A 23,341-nucleotide genomic window follows, 5' to 3' on the forward strand; every position below is an offset into this window, starting at 1 on the left:
CTGCAACCCGCCCGGGAAGGCGGATTGCATGCAGCGCTCTCCCGGGAACTGGAATCCACCGAGGAGATCGCAGATGCAACACCCTTCATCCGCCGATGGCGGCGCAACCCTGCACCTGCTGTGCGGCAAGATCGGCGCAGGAAAATCGACGTTGTCGCAACAGCTGGCGGCCAATCCTCGCCACGTATTGATCAGCGAAGATGCCTGGTTGGCCACGCTGCACCCGGGTGAAATCCACTCCGTCGCCGATTATCTGCAGCGCGCAGCCACGCTGCGCAGCGTGCTGACCGATCATCTGCGTACGCTGCTGCGGGCCGGCGTCTCGGTGGTGCTCGATTTTCCATTCAATACGCCCGCCAGCCGCGCGTGGGCACGTGAAGTGTTCTCGCCAGTGGGCGCCGCGCATCAACTGCACTTCCTCGATATCGCCGACGAGGTCTGCAAGGCGCGGCTGCGTGCACGCAATGCATGCGGCGAGCATCCCTTCGAGGCCAGCGATGAGGAATTCGAGCAGATCACCCGCCACTTCGTTGCACCGGCCGCAGAAGAGGGTTTCATGGTGATGCGCTACACCGAGGCAGGCCCGGCATAGCGCGGTCTGCTCAGTCGCCGAATGCCGGCTTGCCTTCGGTGGCGGTGCGCACGAGCGTCCTGCGGAAGGTTTCGACCAGAGGGCGCAGGTTGATGCGGTGCCAGGCCGCCCACAGCGGTGTGCGGTAGCTGAACCACGGCAGCTCGCGCAGCACCACGCCGTCCGGCGCCTGGTGATCCAGGCTCTGCTGGACGGTGGTCAGGCCCAGGCCGGCGGCAACCAGGCCAAGCGCGGCCAGTGGCTCGGTCGCTTCCATGGCGATGGTCGGGGTGAACCCGGCTTTCGCACACGCGGCGATGAAGGTGTCATGGCGCAGTGCGTTTTCCCTGTGCATCACGCCGATCCACTGCTGGCTGGCCAGATCCGCGGGCGTGATGGTCTCTGCAGTGGCCAATGGGTGGCCGGCCGGCAGCGCCAGCAGCATCGGATCGTTCAGCACCTGCGTGGCTTCCAGGTCTGGATCGTCGAACGCGGGTGGTTCGCAGACCAGGGCGATGTCCAGGCTGCGTTGTCGCAGGCCTTCCAGCTGCACGTCCGACTGCTGGTTGTAGAGCGCGATATGCACCGCCGGGCGATCGCCGCGCAGTTCGCGCAGGGCGGTCGGCAATACGCCGGAGTGCATCGCGTACTCCAGATAGCCGATGCACAGGCCGCCTTCGTCGCCGCGGCCGAGCCGGCGTGCCAGCGATTCCAGCCGGTTGGCATGGGTCAGCAGGGCCCGCGCCTCGGCCAGGAAGGTACGGCCATCGGCGGTCAGCCGGATGCGCTGCTGCGAGCGTTCGAACAGCTGCAGCTCCAGCCGTTCCTCCAGCTGGGCGATCTGCCGGCTGAGCGGGGATTGGGAGATGTGAAGGCGCTCGGCAGCGCGGCCGACGTGTTCATCTTCGGCGACGGCCACGAAGTAGCGCAGTTGGCGGAGGTCGAGCATAAGACCTTGTAGGACTCAAGATAATCAAATTATGTCTTGGACAGTCTTATTGGGCAAGCCTAGCCTGTGCCTCAACTTCAACAACCTCCCCAAGGGGGAATCCATGAGCATCAACACGCTGCTGGCTGGCAAGACCCTCGGCTTTGGTACCGCGCCGCTGGGCAACATGTTCCGTGACATCCCGGAAGCGGAGGCCCAGGCCACGGTGGACGCGGCCTGGGAACAGGGCACCCGCTACTTCGATACCGCCCCGTTCTATGGCGCAGGCCTGGCCGAGATCCGCCTTGGCGACGCGCTGGCCAAGCGCAACCGGGATGACTTCGTGCTCAGCACCAAGGTCGGCCGCCTGATCCTGGACGAAGTGGAAGACACCAGCGCCCGCGACCTTGGCGAGAAGGGCGGCCTGTTCGTCGCCGGCCGCCCCAACAGGCTGGTCAACGACTACTCGGCCGATGCCACCCTGCGTTCGATCGACGACAGCCTCAAGCGCCTGAAGACCGATCGCCTGGATATCGTCTGGGTGCACGACATCGCACAGGACTTCTATGGCGATGAGTGGCTGTCGTACTTCGAGACCGCACGCCGCGGTGCCTTCAAGGTGCTGACCCGCCTGCGCGAGGAGGGCGTGATCAAGGCCTGGGGACTGGGCGTCAACCGTGTCGAGCCGATCGAGCTGACCCTGGGCCTGGACGAAGCCCGTCCGGATGGCTTCCTGCTGGCAGGCCGCTACTCGCTGCTCGACCACGAGCGTGCGCTGCAGCGGGTGATGCCCAAGGCGGCCGAGCGCAACACCGGCATCGTGGTCGGAGGTCCGTACAGCTCCGGCGTGCTGGCCGGTGGCAGCCACTTCGAGTACGAGAAGGCGTCGCCGGAGATCCTGGCCAAGGTCGAGCGCATCAAGGCCATCGCGGCCGAGTACGGCATCAGCATCAAGGCGGCCGCGTTGCAGTTCTCGCTGGCCAACCCGGCAGTGGCTGCGGTGATTCCGGGCGCCAGCCGTCCCGAGCGCATCGCCGAAGACTACGCCGCACTGAAGGAAATCATCCCGGCCGGGTTCTGGCAGGCGCTGCGCGCCCAGGGCCTGGTCGCGGCCAACGCCCCGCTGCCGATCGACAACATCTGAGTCCCGAAGGAGACATTCCCATGGCAACTGCTTCTGTATCCATAACCGTGCCGACCCCGGCCGACCAGGTCTGGAACCTCATCGGCGGCTTCGATTCATTGCCCGACTGGCTTCCATACATTCCCCAGAGCACGCTCAGCGAAGGCGGTCGCGTGCGCCATCTGGCCAATCCCGATGGCGATGCCATCGTCGAGCGCCTGGAAGCCTTCGACCAGGCCGATCGCAGCTACACCTACTCGATCCTGCAGGCCCCGTTCCCGGTCAGCGACTATCGATCCACCCTGCGTGTGGTCGAGCAGGGCGACGGTTCGCGGATCGACTGGTCCGGTGAGTTCATTCCGGTGGGCGTCAGCAACGAAGAAGCGTCCGCGCTGTTCGAGGGCATCTATCGCGATGGCCTGAAGGCCCTGGAAACCACGCTGGCCGGGTGAATGCTCGTGTGGCGTTGACCGGATGCAGCCGCCCCGGCGGGTCCGGGGCGTCTGCGTGTCAGGGTGCGGGCGTCGGTCCACCGCAGGCGACGCGATGCATGGGAAAGTCCATTGCCTGCTTCGGATTGTCCTGCGCGATCTCGATGCGCGCATGTGCGCGCTGGTTGTCGAGCCGCCGGTAGTGGATACGCTGTGGGAAGTCGTTGGCAGGATTCTCGAAGACCGCCTCGTTGGCATCGACCCGGGTCGCGTTGAAGTCCGTGGCGTTCTGGCCAGAGGGCAGGGCAATCAGCACCAGGCGCCCATCATCGTGCTGGCGCAGTTGCATGAACTCGAAGCCGACGGTTCGCCCGTCACGCAGGCTGCGGCTGCTGCCGAACAGGGTGTTTCCAGCCAGGCTGGTCCATTGCTCGCCGGCACCGGGTGGCTGCCCATCAAGCTGCCAGCAACCGGCCAGCCAGGCCAGGTGCTCGATCTTCGAGGGTGAGGCGGATAGCGCGTGCGGGGTCGCGAGCAGCAGCGGCAACAGGGCCAGGGCGATGCGGAGTGACATCGGTGCCTCCATGCGCGGGAATGTGCGGCCTGTATAGCGCCCGCCAGATCACGCGGCCAGTGCCGTCCTTTCCAGTGCTGATTCCGATACGATCTGTCACATTGAGCTTGTCTCGCTTGACCCAGAGTCCCGTCATGGTCGACCGTCTCGCCATTCTGCTTGAACGCTTCGCGGTCACCGCCTCGGTGTTCCATGCCGGTGCGCTGTGCGGCATCAACACGCTGGAGGGTGAGGATGAAGCCGGGCAGCTGCACCTGGTGCGACGTGGCCCGCTGCAGGTCAGTCATGCCCAGCAGACCGTACAGGTGGATGTGCCCAGCCTGCTGCTGTATCCGCGGCCGATGCCGCACCGCTTCAGTACCGACCCACAGCAGGGCGCCGACATGGCCTGCGCGAACCTGCATTTCGAAGGCGGCCGGCTCAATCCGATCAGCGCCGCGTTGCCGGATTTCATCTGCCTGCCGCTGGCTGGGCTGTATGGCGGCAACGCAGCGCTGGAGTTGTTGTTCGAAGAAGCGTTCGAGCAGCGTTGCGGGCGCGCGGCGATGGTCAACCGCCTGTTCGAGGTGGTGATGATCCAGGTGCTGCGCCAGCTGATGGAAGGTGGCGAAATGCGCGGCGGTCTGTTCGCTGGGCTTGGCCACCCGCGATTGCGGTTGGCGCTGGTGGCGATGCACGAAGCCCCGGCGCAGGGGTGGACGCTGGAAGATCTGGCCGAGGTGGCTGGCATGTCACGCAGCGTGTTCGCCGCCAGCTTCCGCGAAGCGATGGGGACCACCCCGGGCCAGTACCTGCAAGGCTGGCGGGTCGGGCTGGCACAGCAGGCGCTGCGCCAGGGCCGGCCGCTGAAGCGGATTGCCGACGAGGTGGGCTACGGCAGCGAGGCGGCACTCTCGCGCGCGTTCAAGGCGCACACGGGGCAGTCGCCACGCGAATGGCGCGGACAGGCGCGTGCTGGCACGGCCTGAGCCTCAGCCCAGCACCAGCCGGGCCAGCTTCATGCCACCGAACAGGCCGGCCAGGCCCAGCGCCACCGAGCCACCGGCATATAGCGCGGCCAGTCCGTGCTGCCCGCGCTGCAGCAGCAGGCCGATCTCCAGCGCATAGGTAGAGAACGTGGTGTAGCCGCCAAGGATGCCGGTGGCGAGCAACAGGCGAAGCTGCGGCGAGGCACCATTGCGCATCGCGAAGACCTCGACCACCACGCCCATCAGCAGGGCGCCGCTGATGTTGATCAGGAAGGTCGACCACGGCCAGGGGCTGCCGACGGCCACTCGGGCGCCGATCAGGTTGCAGGCGTGGCGCAGGCAGGCACCGATGCCGCCGCCGACGAAGACCAGGAAATAGTTGTTCAATGCTTGCATGGCGTGCCTCGAATGCGGGTTCGCAGGGTCAGTGGCGAACGCCGAGGGCAGGCACGACCTGCCGTCGACGAACACCGGGTTCGTCCTGGCAGGAGCCATCAGCCTTCTCAGGCGGTTATCGGGGGAGCCCCATCCCCATCGCGGTCCATGCTACCAGCGGCGGTGCATTCACGTCATCGAGGTCGTCAGCACGCGGGCCACCTTGCTGCGGCTGAAGCCATCCATCAGCAGTTCGAACGCGAGCAGGTCCAGCGCCGCGTGGCGGCGGTGGTCGATCTCCAGGCCATTCTCGGCCACCAGGTGACTGACCAGCTCATAGGCGTCCTGCCAGACGTCAAGGTGGGCCTGGCTGGGAATGTAGGCGTTACCCGGCTCCCCGACGCCGCGCCCGTTCACTCCATACAGCAGCTCGCGTGCGTCCAGCTTGGCCGCATCGGCGATGCGGAACAGCTGCTCGGCTTTCACATGGGACGCGCTGACATGGTCGTTGAGCCAGTTGCTGATGGTTGCCGTGGTGGATTTGGCGGCGCGGGCCAGATCGGCCGGGCGGGGGTGCCCGGCTTTCTTCATGGCGGCGGCGAGTCGTTGGCCGAGAGTATTCATCTATGCAAGCCAGCTTAACGCGTGGAATGCGAAGAATCCTTGCCGCAAGAATAAGTCTGGTTAACAAAAGGGCAGACCATGACCGAATTCTGGAACAAGCGGCAGGTGCGTACGCGGCTGGGGTTCCAGACCGATGCGGAGCTGGCGCGCTTCTTCGGCATCAGCCGTTCCGCGGTATCGCAATGGCCGAAAGACTTCCCGATCCCCGCTCTGCGGCAGTACATCCTGCATCAGCGCTACCCGAACCTGTTCCCCGCAACTGGCGCCGCCGAAGTCGAATCCGCCTGAATTACGCCGCCTTTTGTCGCATTTAGCGTGCTAAGCGCATTCTGTTAAGTACACTTAGCAAAATAGGAAAAACTGATCGTTTTGGCAGTACCTATTGTCGAGGCCTACCGGCTGCCGGACAGGTGCCTTGGGCGCGTTGTCGGCTTCACCCCATCCGGGAGGGGCGGGGTCCCGTATGTGGTTTCGTGAACGATTAATAATTTCAATCGCGAAAGTCGCTGCATGTAATTGACCTGTCGTGAAAACTGTGAATAATTTGGATCAACCGGGCGTGAAGCCTGGGAGTCTTTCGGTAGCACGCAAGTGAGTCGGTAGACCGTCAACGATGCAGAACAAGTCCAACGGAGGTCGTATGGAATACGGCATGCATGGCTTGGCTGAACGGGTACGCCGCGAACTGGAAGCCAGCTATCACAAACACGGATGCGGTCCGGCGTTCTGGGATACCTACCAGCAGGTGCTGGACCGGCTCGTCCCGCAGGGGACCGAGCGTACCGAGTTCACCAACGAAATGGCGCTGATCATCGAGCAGCTGGGCATTGTCCGACGCGCGCAGCTGGTACCACCGCACGCCGACGGGCCGCGTTGATTCAGAGCAGGCGCCAGGCGCCGCAGGCAAGCAGCGCCAGCAGCAAAGACAGCAGGGCCAGGGTCCGGGGTCGCCACCAGCGCTTCGGTTGCCCGGCCATCGCCTGCGGACTGCAGTAGCGCACCAGCCCCGGACCGAACCCGGCCCGGTGCTGTTGCTGTGCGCAGGCTTCCAGACAGGCGCCGCAGGCCAGGCAGTCGGCCTGCGGCCCCTGGCGGATGTCCAACTGCATCGGGCAGGCGTTGATGCAGGCCGCGCAATCGGTGCAGTCGCCAAGACGGTCGGCGCTGAAGGTCGGCATTGGTCCGGCCAGCAGCGGATGCGCGGCGCGGAACACGTAGTCCTGTGCAGTGGTCGGGTCGAGCAGGCCACGGCCACGGCCCAGCACGCCGCCCAGTCCGGATGGGCGAGGCCCGCGGGGCTCGCCGCGGCGGGCGTCGTACAGCATGCGCGGCGTATGTGGATCGGTCAGCAGCGGCTGCATGCGTGCGAACGGGCACAGCGAACGGCAGACCTGCTCGCGCAGGAAGCCGGCGTTTGCCCAGGTGGCGGCGGCATAGAACAGCACCCAGAACGTTTCCCAGCCGCTCCAGCCGGCGCGCGGCGCTGCGATCACCAGCTCGGCGATCGGACTGAACAGGCCCACGAAGGTGATACCGGTCCACAGCGAGAGCAGCCCCCAGGCCAGCTGTGTGGCTGCGCGCGCAACGCGTGCCGGAAGCGTGCGGGCCATGCCGTCGGCGATCCAGTCGAAGGCACGGCGCCACAGTGTCTGCGGGCAGGCGTGACCGCACCAGATGCGCCCGGCGAGGTGGGTGAGCAGTGCCAGCCCCACCGCGAGCACCGCCAGCAGGCCGACCAGCACCCCGACGTCTCCCGGCCACAGCGTCCAGCCGAACAGATCGAAGCGGCGGGCGTTGATATCCAGCAGCAAGGCCTGGCGGCCGTCCCAGCGCAGCCATGGCAATGCGTAGAACAGCACCAGCAAGGCGGCGCTGAGCGTGCCGCGCCAGTGCCGTGGTCTCGGTGTGCAGGTCGTACTCATCCCAGCGGCAGCTCGTCGTCGTCGCCGCTGGGCATCGGTCGCTGCAGGTACCAGGTGATCGCGCTGGACAGCGCCGTCACCGTCCAGAACATGAAGAAGCCGGCCGTGTAGCCCATTTCACGGCTGATCTGCGTGCCCGGGAAACTGATGGCCTGCAACCGCAGCGGGTCGACGAAGGCGAAGAACACCACGCTGGCCAGGCCGGCAGCGATGAAGCTGGGCCAGAGGATCGCGCCCCATTGCTGGATCAACTGCTGGCGACGGTTGGGAGAGGGTCTGTTCATGCTGTCCCGGATCGAAAAGTGGGCGGCGCGTATACTCGCCTGGGTTGGCGCGGCATCCGCAGGGCATGCTTCCTGCAAGCGTGCCAGCCTAGGTGCAGCGGACTGCGCCGACATTGATCTGGATCAACGGCGGTGCCGGCCGGCTGCGGCACACTGCCGGCACGCTTTGGGTACCCCGATGAACGCAACGCCGCCTGTCCTTCCTGTCGCCTCGCCCGAGCTGTGCACCGAGCAGGAAGTGACCCGCCTGGTCCACGACTTCTACGCCCGCGTGCGCGGGGAGGAGCGATTGGGGCCGGTGTTCGAGGCCCACGTCCACGACTGGCCGGAGCATCTGGCCCAGCTGGTCGACTTCTGGTCGGCGATGCTGCGCGGCACCCGGCGCTTCAAGGGTTCGCCGATGTCCAAGCACATGGCCATCGAGCTGGACAAGGATCTGTTCGACCGCTGGCTGGTGCTGTTCCGGATCACCACCGCCGAATGCAACAACCCGCCGATGCAGGAGCTGGCCAACGACGTGGCCGCGCGCATCGGTGACACCTTCTGGAAGCGCTACCAGATGCTGCGATGGCCGCAGGTCGGCCTGCCGGTGGTGGGGATGCCCGCCAAGGATTGATCTGGGTCAAGGCGGCGCAGGCCGCCCGGCGCGATGCTGGCGCCATGGACACGTTCTCTCCCGCCGCTGGTGGCCTGGCCTGGACCTTCGACCCCGACCTTCTGCGCCGGCACGACCGGCCGGGCCCGCGCTACACCTCGTACCCGACCGCGCCGCATTTCCATGATGGGTTCGACGCGCCGGCGCTGCGCCAGGCGATCGCCGACAGCAACCAGCTGGCCCGCGCGCTGTCGCTGTACGTGCATGTGCCGTTCTGTTCCAGCCCGTGCTTCTACTGCGGCTGCAACCGGGTGATCACCCGCGATCGCGGCCGTGGCCACAGCTATGTGTCGCGCGTGCTGGCCGAGGCCGATCTGCTGGCACCACAGTTCGAGGACGGTCGCGAGGTCATCCAGCTGCATCTGGGCGGTGGTACGCCGAACTTCCTCGATGCCGAGGCGATGACCACACTGGTGGAAGGGTTGCGCCGGCGCTTCGATTTCAGCGATTCACCGCAGCGCGATTTCTCGATCGAACTCGATCCACGCTTCATCGACACCCGTGACGTCGCCATGCTGGCGCGCCTGGGCTTCAACCGGGCCAGCCTGGGCGTGCAGGATTTCGACCCGCAGGTGCAGGAATCGATCAACCGCATACAGGGCGTGCAGCAGACACTGGACATCCTGCGCGCCTGCCGCGACAGCGGCATGCGTTCGGTCAACGTCGACCTGATCTACGGCCTGCCCGGGCAGAGCCTGGAAGGATTCGGCCGCACCCTCGAACGGGTGCTGGCGCTGCGCCCGGACCGCCTGGCGGTGTATGGCTACGCGCACCTGCCGCATCTGTTCCGGGCGCAGAAGCAGATCGACGAAAGCCGGTTGCCGTCGCCGGAAGACAAGCTGGCGCTGCTGGGCCTGGCGGTGGAGAAGCTCTCCGCGGCCGGCTACCAGTACATCGGCATGGATCATTTCGCATTGCCGGAAGAGGATCTGTCACGCGCGCAGCGTGCCGGCCAGCTGCATCGCAACTTCATGGGTTACACCACCCACGCCGATACCGATCTGCTCGGCCTGGGCGTAAGTGCGATCAGCCATATCGGCGCCACCTACAGCCAGAATCCACGTGACCTGGCGTCCTGGGAGGACGCGGTGGACCAGGGGCAGTTGCCGGTCTGGCGCGGTGTCGCGCTGAGTGCCGACGACCAGCTGCGCGCGGAGCTGATCCAGCAGCTGATGTGCCAGGGCGAGGTGGATGGTGCGGTGCTGGGGCAGCGCCACGGCGTGGATTTCCAGCAGTACTTCGCCGAGGACCTGCGTTCGGTACAGCGGCTGCAGGAAGATGGCCTGGCCGAATACCGCGATGGCGTGGTGCGTGCGAGCGAACCCGGGCGACCGTTGCTGCGGTTGCTGGCAATGTGCTTCGACCCGTATCTGCGTGCCGCACATGCGCAGCCACGTTACTCGCGGGCGATCTGAAAGCCGGATGTGCTGCATGCGTGTGGTGCCCGGAGCCGGAATCGAACCGGCATGGGGTTGCCCCCGGCGGATTTTAAGTCCGATGCGTCTACCAGTTTCGCCATCCGGGCCTGCAGCGCGGCGCCGATTGTAGCCTACCCGTGTCGCTGCAGCCGGATTGCGCGGGAGCGACGTGCTTAACTGTTATCCCTGTTCATGTCATAGTCCCAGCCACCGTTCCCAGGGGGGGAGCCACCCGATGTCGCTGCACGCGATTGCCTATGCCAGTGAGGCCCGCGCCGATCTGCGGACAACCGATCTTGATCGCCTGCTGGCCGACGCCACGGCATTCAATCGTGTAGCCGGTGTCACCGGTGTCCTGATGTTCGACGGCAGCCGCTTCCTGCAGTATCTGGAAGGCCCCGAAGATGGCATCGATTCGGTGTTCCAGCGCATCTTCAATGCACGCAGCCACGCGCAGATGAGGCTGTTGTGCCGCGCGCCGGTGGTGCAGCGTGCGTTCCCGCGCTGGTCGATGGGGACGCGGCGGATCGATGCGGACCTGCTGACCCAGATCGTTGACGCGGCGTGGCCGGGTTTCCTGCTTGGCAGCGGTGGTTTCGAGCGCCTGCTGCAGGCCTGGACCGGTGCCGACGGCGAGCTGGAACCCGCTGCGGTCGCGCTGGGTTCCTGAGCCCGCCTTGGCGGCGGGGTACCGGGGCCGGTAGGCTGTAGCCTTTCTGGTGCGGGTTTTCCGGAGTGGTACAGCGAATGAGTGGGTTGGCCCAAGCCATGGCGGCACGCATCCGGTTTCACCCGGTGCACGGGATATGCCGATGAGCGTGCCCGTTGCGGCGGCGGTGACGCCGCGTTTCGCCGTGATCGGCCTGGGTTACGTCGGCCTGCCATTGGCGGTGGCGTTTGGCCGGCACTGGCCGACACTGGGCTTTGACATCGATGCCGGCCGCATCGCGGAGCTGCGCGGTGGCCGCGATCACACGCTGGAGATGGAGACCGACGAGCTGGCCGAAGCCACGCATCTGCAGTACGGCAGCGATCCTTCGCTGCTCGATGCCTGCAACGTCTATATCGTCACCGTGCCGACCCCGATCGATGCATACGAGCAGCCCGACCTGGAGCCCCTGCGTTCGGCGACACGGCTGATTGCCAGTCATCTTCGCGCCGGCGATCTGGTGATCTACGAGTCCACGGTGTACCCCGGCACCACCGAGGAAGTGTGCGTGCCGCTGCTGGAACAGGGTTCGGGCCTGGGCTTCAACGAAGACTTCTATTGCGGCTACAGCCCGGAACGGGTCAGTCCCGGTGACCGCCAGCGGCGCCTGGCCGACATCCGCAAGATCACGTCTGGTTCGACCCCGGAAGTCGCTGCGGTGATCGATGGTCTCTACCAGCGCATCATCGACGCCGGTACGTTCCCGGCGCCGTCGATGCGCGTGGCCGAAGCAGCCAAGGTGGTCGAGAACATCCAGCGCGACGTCAACATCGCGCTGGTCAACGAGCTGGCGCTGATCTTCGACCGGCTCGGCATTGATACCCAGGACGTACTGGACGCCGCTGGCAGCAAGTGGAATTTCCTGCCGTTCCGACCAGGCCTGGTTGGCGGTCACTGCATCGGCGTCGATCCGTACTATCTGCTGCACAAGTCCGAAAGCGTGGGCTACCACCCGGACCTGATCCACACCGCGCGGCAGGTCAACAACCGCGTCGGCGAGCACGTGGCGGCGCGCGTGCTGGCGATGCTGGCCGAGCGTGGCCGTGCACCGGCGGAGGCACGCATCCTGGTGCTGGGCGTGACCTTCAAGGAGGATTGCCCGGACCTGCGCAACAGCCGCGCGCTGGAACTGGCCCAGCGCCTGCGCGATGCGGGGGCGCAGGTGGAGGTGAGCGACCCGTGGGTCGGCCCGGCGGCATTGACCGGCGAGGGCCTGGATTGGCTGGCCGAACCCGGGGCGGGGCGCTATGACGCGGTGGTACTGGCGGTGGCCCACGCCCGTTTCAAGGCAATGGATGAAGACGCAATCCGGGCGCTGCTGGCGCCAGGCGGCCTGGTCTACGACGTCAAATCGGCCTGGCCGCGCAACGTGGTTGACGATCGTTTGTAAGCCTTGGCAGCGAGCGGCGCGGTAGACTCGGGAACAGTTGCAACCGAGGAAAGCCATGCACCGGTACATCGTCTACCTGCTCGCCATCCTGATGTTCCCGATATGCCTGTGGCTGGCCACGATCTGGCCGGCCTGGTACTGGGGCGTCGGCCTGACTGCCGCGATGGTGGCATTGGGGACCTGGGACCTGCTGCAGAAGCGCAGCACGCTGCGCCGCAACTATCCGGTGATGGCGCACTTCCGCTACGGGCTGGAATCGATCGGCCCGGAGATCCGCCAGTACTTCGTGCAGAGTGACCTGGAGGACGTGCCGTTCTCGCGCCAGCAACGTGCACTGATCTACCAGCGCGCCAAGAACGAGATGGACACGGTACCGTTCGGCACCCTGCGCAGCACCTATGCGGTGGACTACGAATGGATCAACCATTCACTGGCGCCGACTGCCATCGCCAAGCATGACTTCCGCGTGCTGATCGGTCCGAACTGTGCCAAGCCCTATTCGGCCAGCGTGTTCAACATCTCGGCGATGAGCTTCGGTTCACTGTCGGCCAATGCCATCCGCGCACTGAACGAAGGCGCACGGCGTGGTGGTTTCTACCACGACACCGGCGAAGGTTCGATCTCGCCCTATCACCGTGAGATGGGCGGCGATCTGGTCTGGGAAATCGGCTCGGGCTACTTCGGTTGCCGCGACGAGAAGGGTGGTTTCAGCGAGGAACGCTTCGTTGCCAATGCCACCCATGACCAGGTCAGGATGATTGAGATCAAGCTGTCGCAGGGTGCCAAGCCGGGTCATGGCGGCGTGCTGCCAGCGCCGAAGGTGACTGCCGAGATCTCGGTGACCCGTGGCGTGCCGATGGGCGTGGACTGCGTGTCGCCGTCGCGTCACTCGGCGTTCTCGACACCGGTCGAGCTGCTGCAGTTCGTCGCCCGCCTGCGCGAGCTGTCCGGTGGCAAGCCGGTCGGTTTCAAGCTGGCGATCGGCCACCCGTGGGAGTGGTTCGGCATTGCCAAGGCGATGCAGGAAACCGGGTTGCTGCCGGATTTCATCGTGGTGGACGGTGCCGAAGGGGGCACCGGCGCGGCGCCAGCCGAGTTCGTCGACCATGTCGGCGTGCCGATGCACGAAGCGCTGCTGCTGGTGCACAACACCCTGGTCGGCCTCGATCTGCGCGAGCGCATCCGCATCGGTGCAGCCGGCAAGATCACCAGTGCGTTCGACATCGCGCGCACCATCGCGCTGGGTGCCGACTGGTGCAATGCCGGCCGCGGCTTCATGTTCGCGCTGGGCTGCATCCAGTCGTTGAGCTGCCATACCGACAAGTGCCCCACCGGCATCGCGACCCAGGACCCGGCGCGCTGGAAGCATCTGGATGCACCGGACAAGGCCACCCGTGTGTACAGCTACCACGAGCACACGCTGCATGCCTTGAAGGAACTGCTGTGTGCCGCGGGCCTGAACCACCCGGCGGAACTGGGCCCGGAGCATATCCTGCGTCGGGTTTCGCCTGTTGAGATCCGTTCGCTGGCCTCGCTGTACCGTTACCTTGAACCGGGCGAGCTGCTGCACAAGGTGCCGGACCACGCCGTGTTCCATGCGTTCTGGGCCGATGCGCGCAGCGATTCCTTCCAGCCGCCGCCGAAGATCCAGGCGCTGCGGGCCAGCAAGTCGCGATAACGTGTTGCTGTAGAACCGAGCCCATGCTCGGCTGCTTCTCTCATCGCGATGTTGGAACGAAGAACAGTCGAGCATGGCTCGACGCTGCAAGGAGATGCCATGCGGTTCCGGATCGGCACCACGGATGACGTGGCCACGCTGTGGGCGTTGCGCACGCGTTGCGTGCGCGAGACCTGCAGCAGCCATTATCCGCCCGAAGTGATTGCGCCCTGGTCGGCCTCGCCGCCGCCGTCGCAGTACGCGCGGTTGCTGGGGCAGGGCGGCTGCGTGGTGGCCGAGGATGGGCAGGGCGGCCTTCTTGGCTTCGGTGTGTTCGATGCCGATGCCAATGAAGTCGACGCGTTGTTCGTTGATCCTGATCGTGGCGGCCAGGGAATCGGCCAGGCGCTGATGCAGCGCCTGCTGGCAATGGCCGATCGTGAGCGTGAGGTGGTGCTGTCGGCCTCGCTCAACGCGGTGCCGTTCTACCAACGGCAGGGATTCATCAGCGTGCGCGAAGAGGTCTACCCGCATCCCAGCGGCGTGGCGCTGGCTTCGGTGAGCATGCGCAGGCCATGGTGAGCGCCGGGGACTGTAAGGCAGTCGAGGATGGCTCGACTCCACAATGCAGGCGTCACCGCCCGGCCAGCCACCTGATTACGCCCTCGGCGGCACGCAGGCCACTGGCGTAGCACGCGGTCAACAGGTAGCCACCTGTCGGCGCCTCCCAGTCCAGCATCTCGCCGGCGCAGAACACGCCGGGCACGGCCCGCAGCATCAGGCCATCATCCAGCGCATCCAGGCGCACGCCGCCGGCGGTGCTGATCACCTCGGCCATCGGCCGGGGACGCAGCAGGCGCAGCGGCAGGCGCTTGAGCGTAGCCGCCACGGCAGGCAGGTCGTTGCCGGCTTCCTTACCCAGAATCTCGAACACCAGTGCGGCCTTCACCGCATCAAGGCCCGCCTGGCGACGCAGGTGCTCGCCGAAGCTGCGGCCCTTGCGCGGGCGTGACAGATCGGCCAGCAGGCGCGCCTCGTCGCGGCCCGGCACCAGATCCAGCCACAGCATCGCGTGGCCATCGCGGTTGATGGTCTCGCGCAGGTCCGCCGCCAACGCATAGATCAGGCTGCCTTCGATGCCGTACTCGCTGGCCACGCATTCGCCCTGCAGCGACTGTGGCTGTCCGGCCAGGTCGATCCAGTGCGCGACCACCGGCTTCAGCGGTGCACCGGCATTGCGCTGGGCGAAGAACGGGGTCCAGTCCACGTCGAAGCCGCAGTTGGCTGACTGCAGTGGCGTGATGTCCACGCCACGGGCCTGCAGCGGTGCAACCCAGGCGCCTTCGCTGCCCAGCTGCGGCCAGCTGCCGCCGCCCATCGCCAACACGGTGGCATCGGCGTGGACATCGATCTCGCCGGCTTCGGTGGCGAAGCGCAGCGCGCCGTCGTTGCTCCAGCCGATCCAACGGTGGTTGGCATGCAGGCGCACGCCCTGTTCCTTCAGCCGGCGCACCCAGCCACGCAGCAGCGGCGCGGCCTTGCGGTCGACCGGGAACACGCGGCCGGAGCTGCCCACATAGGTCTCCACGCCAAAACCGCCGGCCCAGTCGCGCAATGCCTGCGCATCGAAGCCATCCAGCCAGCGGCCCACGGTCGTGGACTGCTCGCGGTAGCGGCTGTCGAACAGCGGACGCGGATCGGAATGGGTGAGGTTGAGCCCGCCCTTGCCGGCGATCAGGAACTTGCGGCCGGGCGAACCCTTGGCCTCGTACAGGTCCACCTCCAGACCGGCGGCGCGCAGGCGCTCGGCGGCGAACAGGCCGGCCGGGCCGCCGCCGATGACGGCGACCCGCGGAAGCGGTGCGGCATTACGGTTTGACATCGAGCAGCTCGACATCGAACACCAGCGACGAGCCGGCCGGAATCGGGCCAACCCGGCGGTCGCCGTAGCCGTAATCCGGCGGGATCATCAGGGTGCGCTTGCCGCCGACCTTCATGCCGGCCACGCCCTCATCCCAGCCGCGGATGACCTGGCCGGCGCCGAGTGCGAAGGTGAACGGTTCGCCGTGCTTGAAGGAGCTGTCGAAGGTCTTGCCGTGCTTGGTTTCGGTGCGGTTGTCGTAGATCCAGCCGGTGTAGTGCACGGTGACCTTGCTGCCGGCAACGGCTTCGGTGCCGGTGCCGGGCACGGTATCGATGCGCTCGAAGGTGGTCAGGGTGCCGCCGGGCGGTGGGCCGGACGGTTCGGTTGTGCAGCCAGCGGCGGCGAGGGACAGCAGCAGGGGAAGCAGCAGGCGGCGCATCGGGCGTCTCCGGAAGGGCGCAGGGCGAGGGCGGCAAGGGTAGCGCATCGGCGCCGGGTATCATGGGGGCATGGCAAAACTCCTGCTCAATCTGCGCAATGTCGGCGACGACGAATATGCCGATGTCTGCACGCTGCTCGACCAGCACGACATCGCCTGGTATCGCACCGAACCCAGCCCCTGGGGCATCTCCAATGGTGGCCTGTGGCTGCGCGAGGACGCTGATCATCCACGAGCGAAGGCGCTGATGGCGGAATACCAGGCCGAACGCGGGCCGCGCATCCGTGCCGAGCGTGAGCAGGCATTGCGTGATGGCACGGCGGAGACCTTCGGCAGCCTGTTCCGGCGGCGGCCGGTCTACGTGGTGCTGGTGCTGCTGGGGATGGCCGGTGCGGCGGCGCTGGTGCTGCTGCCGTTCGTGCTGTTGCGGGGGTAATGGGGCTTCTGGCCGGGTCGCACCCGGCACCCGCAGACGCAACGGCAACAGCAACGTCAAAAGCCGGGCTTCAGTGGGAGGGCGGGGCGGTGTGGACAGGCGGGGGACGGCAAAAGCTGCTCCTGCGTGCCTCGTAGAGCGCCATCCATGGCGCTCTGCGCCCCCGCCTGCCCACACCGCCCCACCCATGACAGATTCCGGTTGTTTGCCGGGCTTGGGGTCGGGTCCCTCTGCTGCGCAGAGGGCTCTGACCCCTGAATCTGCCCGGAGGGGCGGGAGGCGCTAAAATGCCAAGATGATCGCCAATACCGCTGCCTATCATTTCGCCGTCATCGACGCTCCCCAGGCCCTGTGCGACCAGTTGCTGGCGCGTGCCGAGGCGGCGCAGTTGCGGGGCACGATCCTGGTGGCGGGCGAGGGGCTGAACCTGTTCCTGGCGGGTGCGCCGGAGGCGGTCGAGGGTTTCTACGCGGCGCTGCGTTCTGACGTGCGGTTTGCCGATATGCGGGTCAAGACCAGCTTCAGTGAACATCAGCCGTTCGCGCGGCTGAAGGCCAAGGTGAAGGACGAGATCATCAGCTTCCGCCGTGACGACGGTCAGCCGCTGGACTATCCGCGCGCGCCGGCGGTCGATCCGGCCACGGTGCAACGCTGGTTGCGGCAGGGGCATGACGACGCCGGCAAGCCGGTGGTGATGCTCGATACCCGCAACCTGCAGGAAGTGGAGTACGGCACCTTCAAGGATGCGCTGGTGCTGCCGATTCACAAGTTCACCGACCTGCCCGAGGCGCTGGCGCCGCACCGCGAGGCGCTGAAAGACAGCACCGTGGTCAGTTTCTGCACCGGCGGCATCCGCTGCGAGAAGGCGGCGCTGTGGATGGTCAACGACGGCATGGACAACGTGCTGCAGCTGGACGGTGGCATCCTCGGCTACTTCGAGGAGGTGGGCGGCGAAGGCTACGAAGGCCGCTGCTTCGTGTTCGATGAGCGCGTGGCGCTGGATGCCGAGCTGAAGCCGATGGTCGACCAGCCGCTGCCGGAGCCGCGCCCCAGCGCGTTCTGACGCTTCCGCGGTAGAGCCGGCCGCTGGCCGGCTGCGAAGCCATCTACCTGTATGCCGGCCAGCGGCCGGCACTACCAATCGCGCTTGGCGCGCATCAGGGCACCCCGGATCGGCCCGGTCAGCCCTGAACCCGCCACACGGGAATCAGCATCCCGCCACCGTCACTGGCCGCGGCGCCTGGCCGACCCCATGCATGGGGGATCCTGTGACGGAAAAACGCCTGATGATCCCGTTGTCGATCCTTGACCTGGCCCCGGTCTGCGAGGGCAGTGACACCACCGCCGCTTTCGCCAACATGCTGGAACTGGCCCAGCACGCCGATGCGCTGGGCTACCGCCGCTACTGGTTGGCCGAACACCACAACATGCCGGGCATCGCCAGCGCGGCCACCGCCGTGCTGATCGGCCACGTGGCGGGTGGCACAAAGCGCATCCGCGTCGGTGCCGGCGGCATCATGCTGCCCAACCATGCCCCGCTGCAGGTGGCCGAGCAGTTCGGCACGCTGGCTTCGCTGTATCCGGACCGCATCGACCTCGGCCTGGGCCGTGCACCCGGTACCGACCAGCCGACCGCGCGTGCGCTGCGCCGCTACTTCGACAGCGCCGACCAGTTCCCGCAGGACGTGCGCGAGCTGCTGCATTACTTCGAGCCGGTACAACCCGGGCAGGCGGTGCAGGCGGTTCCGGGTGGCGGCCTGCGGGTGCCGACCTGGATCCTCGGTTCGAGCCTGTTCGGTGCGCGCATGGCCGCCTCGATGGGCCTGCCGTATGCGTTCGCCTCGCACTTCGCACCCGACGCGATGGATGAAGCCGTTGCTGTATACCGGCGCGAGTTCCGCCCCTCGGCCACGCTGAAGCAGCCGCACGCGATGCTGGCCCTGAACGTCGTTGCCAGCGACAGCGAAACCGAATCGCGGCGCCTGTTCACCAGCCAGCAGCAGAGTTTCGTGAACCTGCGTCGCGGCCGACCGGGCAAGATTCCGGCACCGATCGACGACATCGAGTCCTTCTGGGAGCCGCACGAAAAACTGGGCGTGGAGCGGGCGCTGGCCTGCACCGTGCTGGGCGATCCGCAGCAGGTGGCGGAGGGCATCGCCGCGTTCGTCGAACGGCACAAGCCCGACGAGCTGATGCTCACCGCCAACCTGTACGACCACCGCGCGCGCCTGCGCTCGTTCGAACTGACCATGCAGGCCTGGCACGCCCGCCACGCGGGCTGAACAATTGCGTCACGGCCCATTGCGGCCGAACCGCGTCTGATGGGGGCTCATATCGAAGGAGCCCCCACATGGCCGACACCCGTGCCGAACACATCGCCCAGCTGGCCGAACTGATCAAGGACGTGGAGGTGGCGATGTTCACCACCACCGGCGTCGATGGCCGCCTCTACAGCCGGCCGTTGGCCACCCAGCAGGTCGCCTTCGACGGTGACCTGTGGTTCGTGATCACCGGCGACAGCCCCAAGGTGGCCGAGATCGCGCTCGACCCGCGGGTCAACGTGGCGTATGCCTCGCCCTCGAAGAACACCTATGTGTCGGTGGCGGGGCGGGCACGCGTGGTCGATGATCGCGCGAAGATCGAGGAGCTGTGGTCACCGGCGATGAAGCTGTTCTTCCCCGGTGGCAAGGATGACCCCAACCTTCGCCTGATCCATGTGCGCGCCGACAGTGCCGAGTACTGGGACGGTCCGGGCACGCTGCTGGGCAAGGCGTTGACGTTCGTGCTGTCGGCGGTGCAGGACGAACCGGCGGCGCTGGCCGACAACGGTTTCATCGATCTTCGGTGATGACCGATGTCCGGTATGGGTAGTGCCGGCCGCTGGCCGGCAAACCTGGAAACGTGGCAGCCGGCCAGCGGCCGGCTCTACCGGATTCCGGATCAGAACCAGCGGTGGAACAGCTCCACCGTATAACCCACCAGCTGCCCCGAACTGAAACCGAAGAAGGCGATCGCTGCCACGGCGGCGATCCAGTTGAACAGCATCAGCGCGCCATCGCGTTCCAGCAGCGCCAGCGAGAACAGCAGCAGCTGGAAGCCGAACAGGAAATTGGTGAAGGGAATCGGCAACGACAGCAGCAGGCCCAGCAGCACCAGCAGCAGGCCGGTGAAGGCGTGCGCCATCAGCGGTGTCAGCAGTTGCGGCAGGCGGGGTTTCAGCATCTTGTCCAGGCGCCGCAGCGGTCGGTCGATGCGGTCCAGGAAACGATGCATGGTGCCGCGCTTCGGCCCGCGGCGGGCGATGAAGCCGGGCAGCCAGGGCCGGCGCAGGCAGAACAGCATCTGCAGGCCGATCAGGACCACCAGTGGGCCGCTGACCGCGCCGCCCATGCCCGGGATCGGGATGAACGACGGTAGGATCGCCACGAACAGGAACACGCCGAACGCGCTCTGCTGCAGGTTGCCGAGGATCTGGCCCAGCGGCATGTGCTCGGCGGGATCGCCAGAGGCGAACATCTCCAGCAGGGTACGGATGCCCTCGTTGCGGTAGGCCGGGCGTTCGTCGCCCGGACCGTTGCCGGCCTCAGGCGGTGAGCTCATCGGCCTGCTCGTCGGACAACGTGCGCAGCAGCAGCTTGTCCACGCGCGCACCATCCAGGTCAACCACTTCGAAGCGCCAGCCCGCCCAGTCGAAGTACTCGCCTGCGTGCGGAATGCGGCCGAAGTAATGGATGCACATGCCGGCCAGCGTGTAGTAGTCGCCGTCCTCGGCGTCGGGCAGGTCGTTGCTGCCGATCAGTTCGCGCACGTCTTCGATCGGCAGCGAGCCGTCCACCAGCAGCGAGCCGTCTTCGCGGGTCACCACCAGCGCGTCCTCGTCGGCGTTCTCCACCGCCTGCAGGCGGCCGACCACCGCGCCCATCAGGTCGCTGATGGTCACCAGGCCCTGGATCTCGCCGTACTCGTCCACCACCAGTGCCATCGACTGCTGTTCCTCGCGGAAGATTTCCAGCAGCTTCATCGCGTGGGTCGATTCGGAGACGTACAGGGGTTCGCGCAGGGTCTGGAAGAGCGCGTTGTCACCGCGCGCCATGCGCGTGGCCAGCGATTTCAGTTCGAGCACGCCGACCACGTCCATGTCGTTGTCGCGGTACACCGGGTACCGGGAGAACTCGTGTTCGGCCATGATTTCCAGGTTGCGCTCCAGCCCGGCCTGGGTATCCAGCCACGCGATGCGGTTGCGCGGGGTCATCAGGCTGTCGGCGGTGCGGTCGCCCAGGCGCATGACGCGGTTCATCATGTCGCGCTCGTGGGCATCGATCACGCCGGCCTCGTGGCTTTCGGCGACCAGCATGCGGATCTCTTCTTCGGTCACCGAGGCGACTTCATCCTTGCCCAGGCCGAACAGGCGCAGCACCAGCTGGGTGGTTTTGGACAGCAGCCAGACGAAGGGCAGGGCGAGCTTGGCCAGCCAGCTCATCGGCATCGCGACCAGGCCGGCAATGGCCTCCGAACGGGTCAGCGCCAGGCGCTTGGGCACCAGTTCGCCGAAGATCAGCGTGATGAAGGTGATCAGGCTGACCGCCAGCGCGGTACCGATGTTGCCGGCATAGGCAAAGCCCGGCATCAGGCCCTGGATCCAGCCGGCGAAGGCTTCGCCCAGCGCTTCACCGCCGAGGTAGCCGGTCAGCACGCCGATCACGGTGATGCCGATCTGCACGGTGGACAGGAAGCTCTCCGGCTTCTCGGACAGCTCCAGCGCCTTGGCCGCGCGCTTGGAGGTGGCGGCCATCTGCTTCAGGCGGCTCTTGCGCGAGGTCATGACCGACATCTCGGACATGGCGAAGAAGCCGTTCAGCAGAACAAGCGCAAAGACAATCAGGATCATTTCAAACACGGGCGTCGTCCCCGGTTGGTGGCAGGGAGGGCGGGTGCTTGCGATGGCGGCAGGCGCTCAGGAACGGGGTCCGGCGCGGCGCTGGGGGATAAGGGTCGTCGTCCATAGGATGCGCCCGAAGGCGCGCTGGCATCTTAGCAAAGGGGCGTGGCAGGGTGGCAACCGCCTGTTCAGGTTTGGGGTTCCGAGTCCCGGAAAGGGTGCGGGGATACCCGAGATGGTCATCTAGCCGTCATAATTCCGTCTGGTGCCGTCCTTCCCGCGACGGCTGACAGGTTTCTCAATGTTCTCTCTGCAGACCATTTTCGGTTCCGGCAAACAGTTCTACACCCTGCTCGATGAGGCCGCCGTCGCGGCCTCCGACGCCGCCAAGGCGCTGCATTCCATGCTGCGCGAGGCCGACCGCCAGCCCGCGCTGGACGCCTTCAAGCTGGCCCGCCTGCGCGAGCGCGCGGCCTCGGACAAGATCAGCCAGGCGCTGGTGGACAGTTTCATGACCCCGATCGAGCGCGAAGACATCGAAGCGCTGGGCTCGGCGCTGTACAAGATCCCCAAGCAGATCGAGAAGTTCGCCGATCGCTATTCGCTGGCCACGACCCACCTGGAGCACATCGACTTCGCGCCGCGCGCGGCGATGCTGGAACAGGCCGCCGGCGTGGTGGTGGAGATGGTGGCCGACCTGCGCCACATGAACCTGGACCGGATGACCGCGCTGAACGAGAAGCTGCGCTCGCTGGAAAACGAGGCCGACCGCCTGATGCTCGAGCTGTACCGCGACATCTATTCCGGCCGCCTGGACAACCTGCAGATGTTCCTGCTGAAGGAGTTCTTCGAGATCCTGGAAAAGGCCATCGACCGTTGCCGCGAGGCCGGCGTGGTTGCTTACCAGATCGTCTTGAAGAACAGCTGACGGACGCCGCCGCATGTTGACCCTTGTCCTGGTGGTGATCCTGGCCGCACTCGTCTTCGAGTTCATCAACGGCTTCCACGACACCGCCAATTCCATTGCCACCGTGGTCGCGACCAAGGTGCTCTCGCCCGGCTGGGCGGTGATGCTGGCCGCCTTCATGAACCTCATCGGTGCGCTGACCGGCACCGCGGTGGCGCTGACCATCGCTTCGGGCCTGCTCAACACCAACGTGGTCGAGGTCACCCCGCAGGTGATCCTGTGCGCGCTGCTGGGCGGCATCATCTGGAACCTGATCACCTGGTGGAAGGGCCTGCCGTCCTCGTCCTCGCATGCGCTGATCGGTGGCCTCTGCGGCGCCGGCCTAGCGGCGGCCCACAACAACTGGGACGCGCTGATCTGGTCCGAGCGCCTGGGCAGCTGGGCGCAGAACAAGGGCCTGCTGTGGAAGGTGTTCGTGCCGATGATCACCTCGCCGATCGCCGGTTTCCTGCTCGGCATCGTGGTGATGGTGCTGCTGTGGGGCCTGATCGCCGGCCTGGCCAGGATCGGTGGCGCCATCGGTCGCCTGGCCCGCCCACGCATCGTCAATGCATTCTTCGGCAAGGCCCAGATCGCCTCGGCGGCCTACATGGGCTTCGCCCACGGCCACAACGATGCGCAGAAGACCATGGGCATCATCGCCATGACCCTGATCGGTGCCGAGGCCACCGGCGCACTGGATGACCTGCCGTCCTGGCTGGCCTTCATGCACCCGGACGCCCACGCCGGTGACGGCATCGCGATGTGGATCGTGCTGACCTGTGCGGTTGTGATGGCCGCCGGTACCGCTTCGGGCGGCTGGAAGATCATCAAGACCCTGGGCCACAAGATGGTCAAGCTGCACCCGATCCACGGCTTCGCCGCGGAGACCAGCTCGGCCACCATCCTGACCCTGGCCGCCCACTTCGGCATGCCGGTCTCGACCACGCACAGCATCTCCACCGCGATCATGGGCGTCGGCTTCGCCAAGAACCCGCGCTCGCTGAAGTTCGGCGTGATCGAACGCATCGTCTGGGCCTGGATCCTGACCATCCCGGCAGCCGGCGGCTGTGCGTACCTGATCCTGAAGCTGTTCGAGCTGTTCGGCTGGACCTGATCGCTACGCCAGCGTTGCAAACGAAAAAGCC

The 23,341-nt window shown here is 66.4% G+C and carries 28 protein-coding genes, 1 tRNA gene and 1 riboswitch; of the genes, 18 read left to right on the top strand and 11 right to left on the bottom strand.

All coding sequences use genetic code 11. The annotated features are described in order from the left end of the window. The first annotated feature begins 73 nt into the window (after positions 1-73). Positions 74-592 carry a P-loop nucleotide/nucleoside kinase family protein gene (locus CKW06_RS08920; RefSeq protein WP_024956607.1) on the top strand — a complete coding sequence of 173 codons (519 nt, stop codon included), beginning with the start codon at positions 74-76 and terminating at the stop codon, positions 590-592. A gap of 10 nt (positions 593-602) precedes the next feature. Here the strand turns inward: CKW06_RS08920 and CKW06_RS08925 are convergent, their stop codons facing one another. Next, positions 603-1,520 carry a LysR family transcriptional regulator gene (locus CKW06_RS08925; protein ID WP_024956608.1) on the bottom strand — a complete coding sequence of 306 codons (918 nt, stop codon included), beginning with the start codon at positions 1,518-1,520 and terminating at the stop codon, positions 603-605. 103 nt (positions 1,521-1,623) lie between these two features. Between CKW06_RS08925 and CKW06_RS08930 the strand changes: the two genes are divergently transcribed. Together CKW06_RS08930 and CKW06_RS08935 are read left to right on the top strand one after the other, a co-directional pair. After that, positions 1,624-2,643, top strand: a complete 1,020-nt coding sequence (locus tag CKW06_RS08930; protein WP_024956609.1) for an aldo/keto reductase — start codon at positions 1,624-1,626, stop codon at positions 2,641-2,643. A gap of 20 nt (positions 2,644-2,663) precedes the next feature. Beyond that, positions 2,664-3,074 carry an SRPBCC family protein gene (locus CKW06_RS08935; protein WP_024956610.1) on the top strand — a complete coding sequence of 137 codons (411 nt, stop codon included), beginning with the start codon at positions 2,664-2,666 and terminating at the stop codon, positions 3,072-3,074. 58 nt (positions 3,075-3,132) lie between these two features. Here CKW06_RS08935 and CKW06_RS08940 read toward each other — a convergent pair whose 3' ends face one another. Continuing rightward, the gene (locus tag CKW06_RS08940; RefSeq protein ID WP_024956611.1) at positions 3,133-3,627 is read right to left on the bottom strand and encodes a DUF6265 family protein; all 495 of its coding nucleotides are present in this window, start codon (positions 3,625-3,627) and stop codon (positions 3,133-3,135) included. A 134-nt stretch (positions 3,628-3,761) separates the two neighbouring features. Between CKW06_RS08940 and CKW06_RS08945 the strand changes: the two genes are divergently transcribed. Further along, positions 3,762-4,595, top strand: a complete 834-nt coding sequence (locus CKW06_RS08945; protein WP_024956612.1) for an AraC family transcriptional regulator — start codon at positions 3,762-3,764, stop codon at positions 4,593-4,595. Positions 4,596-4,598: 3 nt separating this feature from the next. Here the strand turns inward: CKW06_RS08945 and crcB are convergent, their stop codons facing one another. Both crcB and CKW06_RS08955 read right to left on the bottom strand, forming a co-directional pair. Further along, positions 4,599-4,991 (bottom strand): fluoride efflux transporter CrcB, encoded by a 393-nt coding sequence (gene crcB, locus CKW06_RS08950; RefSeq protein WP_005412844.1) that lies wholly within the window; start codon positions 4,989-4,991, stop codon positions 4,599-4,601. An 82-nt stretch (positions 4,992-5,073) separates the two neighbouring features. Beyond that, positions 5,074-5,137: riboswitch (Fluoride riboswitch) on the bottom strand. Between the two features lie 22 nt (positions 5,138-5,159). Continuing rightward, positions 5,160-5,561, bottom strand: coding sequence for a transcriptional regulator (locus CKW06_RS08955; protein WP_005408921.1), 402 nt, complete (start codon positions 5,559-5,561; stop codon positions 5,160-5,162). Between the two features lie 111 nt (positions 5,562-5,672). Between CKW06_RS08955 and CKW06_RS08960 the strand changes: the two genes are divergently transcribed. Beyond that, complete coding sequence (locus CKW06_RS08960; RefSeq protein WP_005408922.1) at positions 5,673-5,882, top strand: helix-turn-helix domain-containing protein; 210 nt, start codon at positions 5,673-5,675, stop codon at positions 5,880-5,882. A 352-nt stretch (positions 5,883-6,234) separates the two neighbouring features. Next, positions 6,235-6,471, top strand: a complete 237-nt coding sequence (locus CKW06_RS08965) for a hypothetical protein (protein ID WP_005408923.1) — start codon at positions 6,235-6,237, stop codon at positions 6,469-6,471. Between the two features lies 1 nt (position 6,472). Here CKW06_RS08965 and CKW06_RS08970 read toward each other — a convergent pair whose 3' ends face one another. Further along, a complete protein-coding gene (locus tag CKW06_RS08970) occupies positions 6,473-7,516 on the bottom strand; it encodes a 4Fe-4S dicluster domain-containing protein (RefSeq protein ID WP_024956613.1) in 1,044 nt (347 codons plus the stop codon). Then, the gene (locus tag CKW06_RS08975; RefSeq protein ID WP_005408925.1) at positions 7,513-7,800 is read right to left on the bottom strand and encodes a hypothetical protein; all 288 of its coding nucleotides are present in this window, start codon (positions 7,798-7,800) and stop codon (positions 7,513-7,515) included. Before CKW06_RS08975 ends, CKW06_RS08970 begins: the two co-directional genes overlap by 4 nt. A 178-nt stretch (positions 7,801-7,978) precedes the next feature. Between CKW06_RS08975 and CKW06_RS08980 the strand changes: the two genes are divergently transcribed. Together CKW06_RS08980 and hemN are read left to right on the top strand one after the other, a co-directional pair. Next, positions 7,979-8,416: a group III truncated hemoglobin gene (locus CKW06_RS08980; RefSeq protein WP_024956614.1), complete on the top strand. Its 438-nt coding sequence runs from the start codon at positions 7,979-7,981 to the stop codon at positions 8,414-8,416. Between the two features lie 44 nt (positions 8,417-8,460). Next, complete coding sequence (hemN, locus tag CKW06_RS08985) at positions 8,461-9,870, top strand: oxygen-independent coproporphyrinogen III oxidase (RefSeq protein ID WP_005408927.1); 1,410 nt, start codon at positions 8,461-8,463, stop codon at positions 9,868-9,870. A 23-nt stretch (positions 9,871-9,893) separates the two neighbouring features. On the opposite strand, the gene CKW06_RS08990 is transcribed toward hemN, so the two are convergent. Further along, positions 9,894-9,980 (bottom strand) — tRNA-Leu (locus tag CKW06_RS08990). 128 nt (positions 9,981-10,108) lie between these two features. On the opposite strand from CKW06_RS08990, the gene CKW06_RS08995 reads away from it, so the two are divergent. The 4 genes from CKW06_RS08995 (at position 10,109) to CKW06_RS09010 (ending at position 14,211) form a co-directional block, all read left to right on the top strand. Next, positions 10,109-10,543, top strand: coding sequence for a BLUF domain-containing protein (locus CKW06_RS08995; RefSeq protein ID WP_005408981.1), 435 nt, complete (start codon positions 10,109-10,111; stop codon positions 10,541-10,543). Between the two features lie 142 nt (positions 10,544-10,685). Further along, complete coding sequence (locus CKW06_RS09000) at positions 10,686-11,972, top strand: nucleotide sugar dehydrogenase (protein ID WP_024956615.1); 1,287 nt, start codon at positions 10,686-10,688, stop codon at positions 11,970-11,972. Positions 11,973-12,027: 55 nt separating this feature from the next. Further along, positions 12,028-13,650, top strand: coding sequence for an FMN-binding glutamate synthase family protein (locus CKW06_RS09005; protein ID WP_024956616.1), 1,623 nt, complete (start codon positions 12,028-12,030; stop codon positions 13,648-13,650). 99 nt (positions 13,651-13,749) lie between these two features. Beyond that, a complete protein-coding gene (locus CKW06_RS09010; RefSeq protein ID WP_024956617.1) occupies positions 13,750-14,211 on the top strand; it encodes a GNAT family N-acetyltransferase in 462 nt (153 codons plus the stop codon). A 52-nt stretch (positions 14,212-14,263) separates the two neighbouring features. Here CKW06_RS09010 and CKW06_RS09015 read toward each other — a convergent pair whose 3' ends face one another. Together CKW06_RS09015 and CKW06_RS09020 are read right to left on the bottom strand one after the other, a co-directional pair. Next, a complete protein-coding gene (locus CKW06_RS09015) occupies positions 14,264-15,511 on the bottom strand; it encodes a TIGR03862 family flavoprotein (RefSeq protein ID WP_024956618.1) in 1,248 nt (415 codons plus the stop codon). Further along, the gene (locus CKW06_RS09020; RefSeq protein WP_005408986.1) at positions 15,498-15,932 is read right to left on the bottom strand and encodes an FKBP-type peptidyl-prolyl cis-trans isomerase; all 435 of its coding nucleotides are present in this window, start codon (positions 15,930-15,932) and stop codon (positions 15,498-15,500) included. Before CKW06_RS09020 ends, CKW06_RS09015 begins: the two co-directional genes overlap by 14 nt. Positions 15,933-16,002: 70 nt before the next feature. Here CKW06_RS09020 and CKW06_RS09025 point away from each other — a divergent pair, with 70 nt between their 5' ends. From CKW06_RS09025 to CKW06_RS09040, 4 genes are all read left to right on the top strand, one after another. Beyond that, positions 16,003-16,368 carry a DUF6164 family protein gene (locus CKW06_RS09025; protein ID WP_005412913.1) on the top strand — a complete coding sequence of 122 codons (366 nt, stop codon included), beginning with the start codon at positions 16,003-16,005 and terminating at the stop codon, positions 16,366-16,368. A 295-nt stretch (positions 16,369-16,663) separates the two neighbouring features. Beyond that, positions 16,664-17,431, top strand: a complete 768-nt coding sequence (locus tag CKW06_RS09030) for a sulfurtransferase (protein WP_005408988.1) — start codon at positions 16,664-16,666, stop codon at positions 17,429-17,431. A 223-nt stretch (positions 17,432-17,654) separates the two neighbouring features. After that, a complete protein-coding gene (locus tag CKW06_RS09035; protein WP_005408989.1) occupies positions 17,655-18,650 on the top strand; it encodes an LLM class flavin-dependent oxidoreductase in 996 nt (331 codons plus the stop codon). 68 nt (positions 18,651-18,718) lie between these two features. Further along, a complete protein-coding gene (locus tag CKW06_RS09040; RefSeq protein ID WP_005412916.1) occupies positions 18,719-19,216 on the top strand; it encodes a pyridoxamine 5'-phosphate oxidase family protein in 498 nt (165 codons plus the stop codon). A gap of 92 nt (positions 19,217-19,308) precedes the next feature. Here CKW06_RS09040 and CKW06_RS09045 read toward each other — a convergent pair whose 3' ends face one another. Together CKW06_RS09045 and CKW06_RS09050 are read right to left on the bottom strand one after the other, a co-directional pair. Next, entirely contained in the window at positions 19,309-19,968 is a 660-nt protein-coding gene (locus CKW06_RS09045) for an exopolysaccharide biosynthesis protein (RefSeq protein ID WP_024956354.1), read from the bottom strand. Continuing rightward, entirely contained in the window at positions 19,952-21,256 is a 1,305-nt protein-coding gene (locus tag CKW06_RS09050) for a hemolysin family protein (protein ID WP_005408992.1), read from the bottom strand. Before CKW06_RS09050 ends, CKW06_RS09045 begins: the two co-directional genes overlap by 17 nt. Positions 21,257-21,548: 292 nt before the next feature. Between CKW06_RS09050 and CKW06_RS09055 the strand changes: the two genes are divergently transcribed. Together CKW06_RS09055 and CKW06_RS09060 are read left to right on the top strand one after the other, a co-directional pair. Next, complete coding sequence (locus CKW06_RS09055; RefSeq protein ID WP_004152833.1) at positions 21,549-22,175, top strand: DUF47 domain-containing protein; 627 nt, start codon at positions 21,549-21,551, stop codon at positions 22,173-22,175. Positions 22,176-22,188: 13 nt separating this feature from the next. Further along, positions 22,189-23,310 carry an inorganic phosphate transporter gene (locus CKW06_RS09060; protein WP_005408993.1) on the top strand — a complete coding sequence of 374 codons (1,122 nt, stop codon included), beginning with the start codon at positions 22,189-22,191 and terminating at the stop codon, positions 23,308-23,310. Positions 23,311-23,341: the final 31 nt, after the last annotated feature.

This window comes from Stenotrophomonas maltophilia, assembly GCF_900186865.1.
In the GTDB taxonomy this organism is placed as follows: Bacteria; Pseudomonadota; Gammaproteobacteria; order Xanthomonadales; family Xanthomonadaceae; genus Stenotrophomonas; species Stenotrophomonas maltophilia.

What these genes read in the sequence shown, in the direction of transcription:
- CKW06_RS08955 (WP_005408921.1), bottom strand. Translation starts at nt 5,561, where the DNA reads ATGAAGAAAGCCGGGCACCCCCGCCCGGCCGATCTGGCCCGCGCCGCC.
- CKW06_RS09020 (WP_005408986.1), bottom strand. Translation starts at nt 15,932, where the DNA reads ATGCGCCGCCTGCTGCTTCCCCTGCTGCTGTCCCTCGCCGCCGCTGGC.
- CKW06_RS09060 (WP_005408993.1), top strand. Translation starts at nt 22,189, where the DNA reads ATGTTGACCCTTGTCCTGGTGGTGATCCTGGCCGCACTCGTCTTCGAG.
- CKW06_RS09030 (WP_005408988.1), top strand. Translation starts at nt 16,664, where the DNA reads ATGATCGCCAATACCGCTGCCTATCATTTCGCCGTCATCGACGCTCCC.
- CKW06_RS09005 (WP_024956616.1), top strand. Translation starts at nt 12,028, where the DNA reads ATGCACCGGTACATCGTCTACCTGCTCGCCATCCTGATGTTCCCGATA.
- CKW06_RS09045 (WP_024956354.1), bottom strand. Translation starts at nt 19,968, where the DNA reads ATGAGCTCACCGCCTGAGGCCGGCAACGGTCCGGGCGACGAACGCCCG.
- CKW06_RS08930 (WP_024956609.1), top strand. Translation starts at nt 1,624, where the DNA reads ATGAGCATCAACACGCTGCTGGCTGGCAAGACCCTCGGCTTTGGTACC.
- CKW06_RS08925 (WP_024956608.1), bottom strand. Translation starts at nt 1,520, where the DNA reads ATGCTCGACCTCCGCCAACTGCGCTACTTCGTGGCCGTCGCCGAAGAT.
- CKW06_RS08940 (WP_024956611.1), bottom strand. Translation starts at nt 3,627, where the DNA reads ATGTCACTCCGCATCGCCCTGGCCCTGTTGCCGCTGCTGCTCGCGACC.
- CKW06_RS08945 (WP_024956612.1), top strand. Translation starts at nt 3,762, where the DNA reads ATGGTCGACCGTCTCGCCATTCTGCTTGAACGCTTCGCGGTCACCGCC.
- hemN (WP_005408927.1), top strand. Translation starts at nt 8,461, where the DNA reads ATGGACACGTTCTCTCCCGCCGCTGGTGGCCTGGCCTGGACCTTCGAC.
- crcB (WP_005412844.1), bottom strand. Translation starts at nt 4,991, where the DNA reads ATGCAAGCATTGAACAACTATTTCCTGGTCTTCGTCGGCGGCGGCATC.
- CKW06_RS08965 (WP_005408923.1), top strand. Translation starts at nt 6,235, where the DNA reads ATGGAATACGGCATGCATGGCTTGGCTGAACGGGTACGCCGCGAACTG.
- CKW06_RS09010 (WP_024956617.1), top strand. Translation starts at nt 13,750, where the DNA reads ATGCGGTTCCGGATCGGCACCACGGATGACGTGGCCACGCTGTGGGCG.
- CKW06_RS09035 (WP_005408989.1), top strand. Translation starts at nt 17,655, where the DNA reads ATGATCCCGTTGTCGATCCTTGACCTGGCCCCGGTCTGCGAGGGCAGT.
- CKW06_RS09055 (WP_004152833.1), top strand. Translation starts at nt 21,549, where the DNA reads ATGTTCTCTCTGCAGACCATTTTCGGTTCCGGCAAACAGTTCTACACC.
- CKW06_RS09050 (WP_005408992.1), bottom strand. Translation starts at nt 21,256, where the DNA reads ATGATCCTGATTGTCTTTGCGCTTGTTCTGCTGAACGGCTTCTTCGCC.
- CKW06_RS08920 (WP_024956607.1), top strand. Translation starts at nt 74, where the DNA reads ATGCAACACCCTTCATCCGCCGATGGCGGCGCAACCCTGCACCTGCTG.
- CKW06_RS09000 (WP_024956615.1), top strand. Translation starts at nt 10,686, where the DNA reads ATGAGCGTGCCCGTTGCGGCGGCGGTGACGCCGCGTTTCGCCGTGATC.
- CKW06_RS08970 (WP_024956613.1), bottom strand. Translation starts at nt 7,516, where the DNA reads ATGAGTACGACCTGCACACCGAGACCACGGCACTGGCGCGGCACGCTC.
- CKW06_RS08960 (WP_005408922.1), top strand. Translation starts at nt 5,673, where the DNA reads ATGACCGAATTCTGGAACAAGCGGCAGGTGCGTACGCGGCTGGGGTTC.
- CKW06_RS08935 (WP_024956610.1), top strand. Translation starts at nt 2,664, where the DNA reads ATGGCAACTGCTTCTGTATCCATAACCGTGCCGACCCCGGCCGACCAG.
- CKW06_RS09015 (WP_024956618.1), bottom strand. Translation starts at nt 15,511, where the DNA reads ATGTCAAACCGTAATGCCGCACCGCTTCCGCGGGTCGCCGTCATCGGC.
- CKW06_RS09025 (WP_005412913.1), top strand. Translation starts at nt 16,003, where the DNA reads ATGGCAAAACTCCTGCTCAATCTGCGCAATGTCGGCGACGACGAATAT.
- CKW06_RS09040 (WP_005412916.1), top strand. Translation starts at nt 18,719, where the DNA reads ATGGCCGACACCCGTGCCGAACACATCGCCCAGCTGGCCGAACTGATC.
- CKW06_RS08980 (WP_024956614.1), top strand. Translation starts at nt 7,979, where the DNA reads ATGAACGCAACGCCGCCTGTCCTTCCTGTCGCCTCGCCCGAGCTGTGC.
- CKW06_RS08975 (WP_005408925.1), bottom strand. Translation starts at nt 7,800, where the DNA reads ATGAACAGACCCTCTCCCAACCGTCGCCAGCAGTTGATCCAGCAATGG.
- CKW06_RS08995 (WP_005408981.1), top strand. Translation starts at nt 10,109, where the DNA reads ATGTCGCTGCACGCGATTGCCTATGCCAGTGAGGCCCGCGCCGATCTG.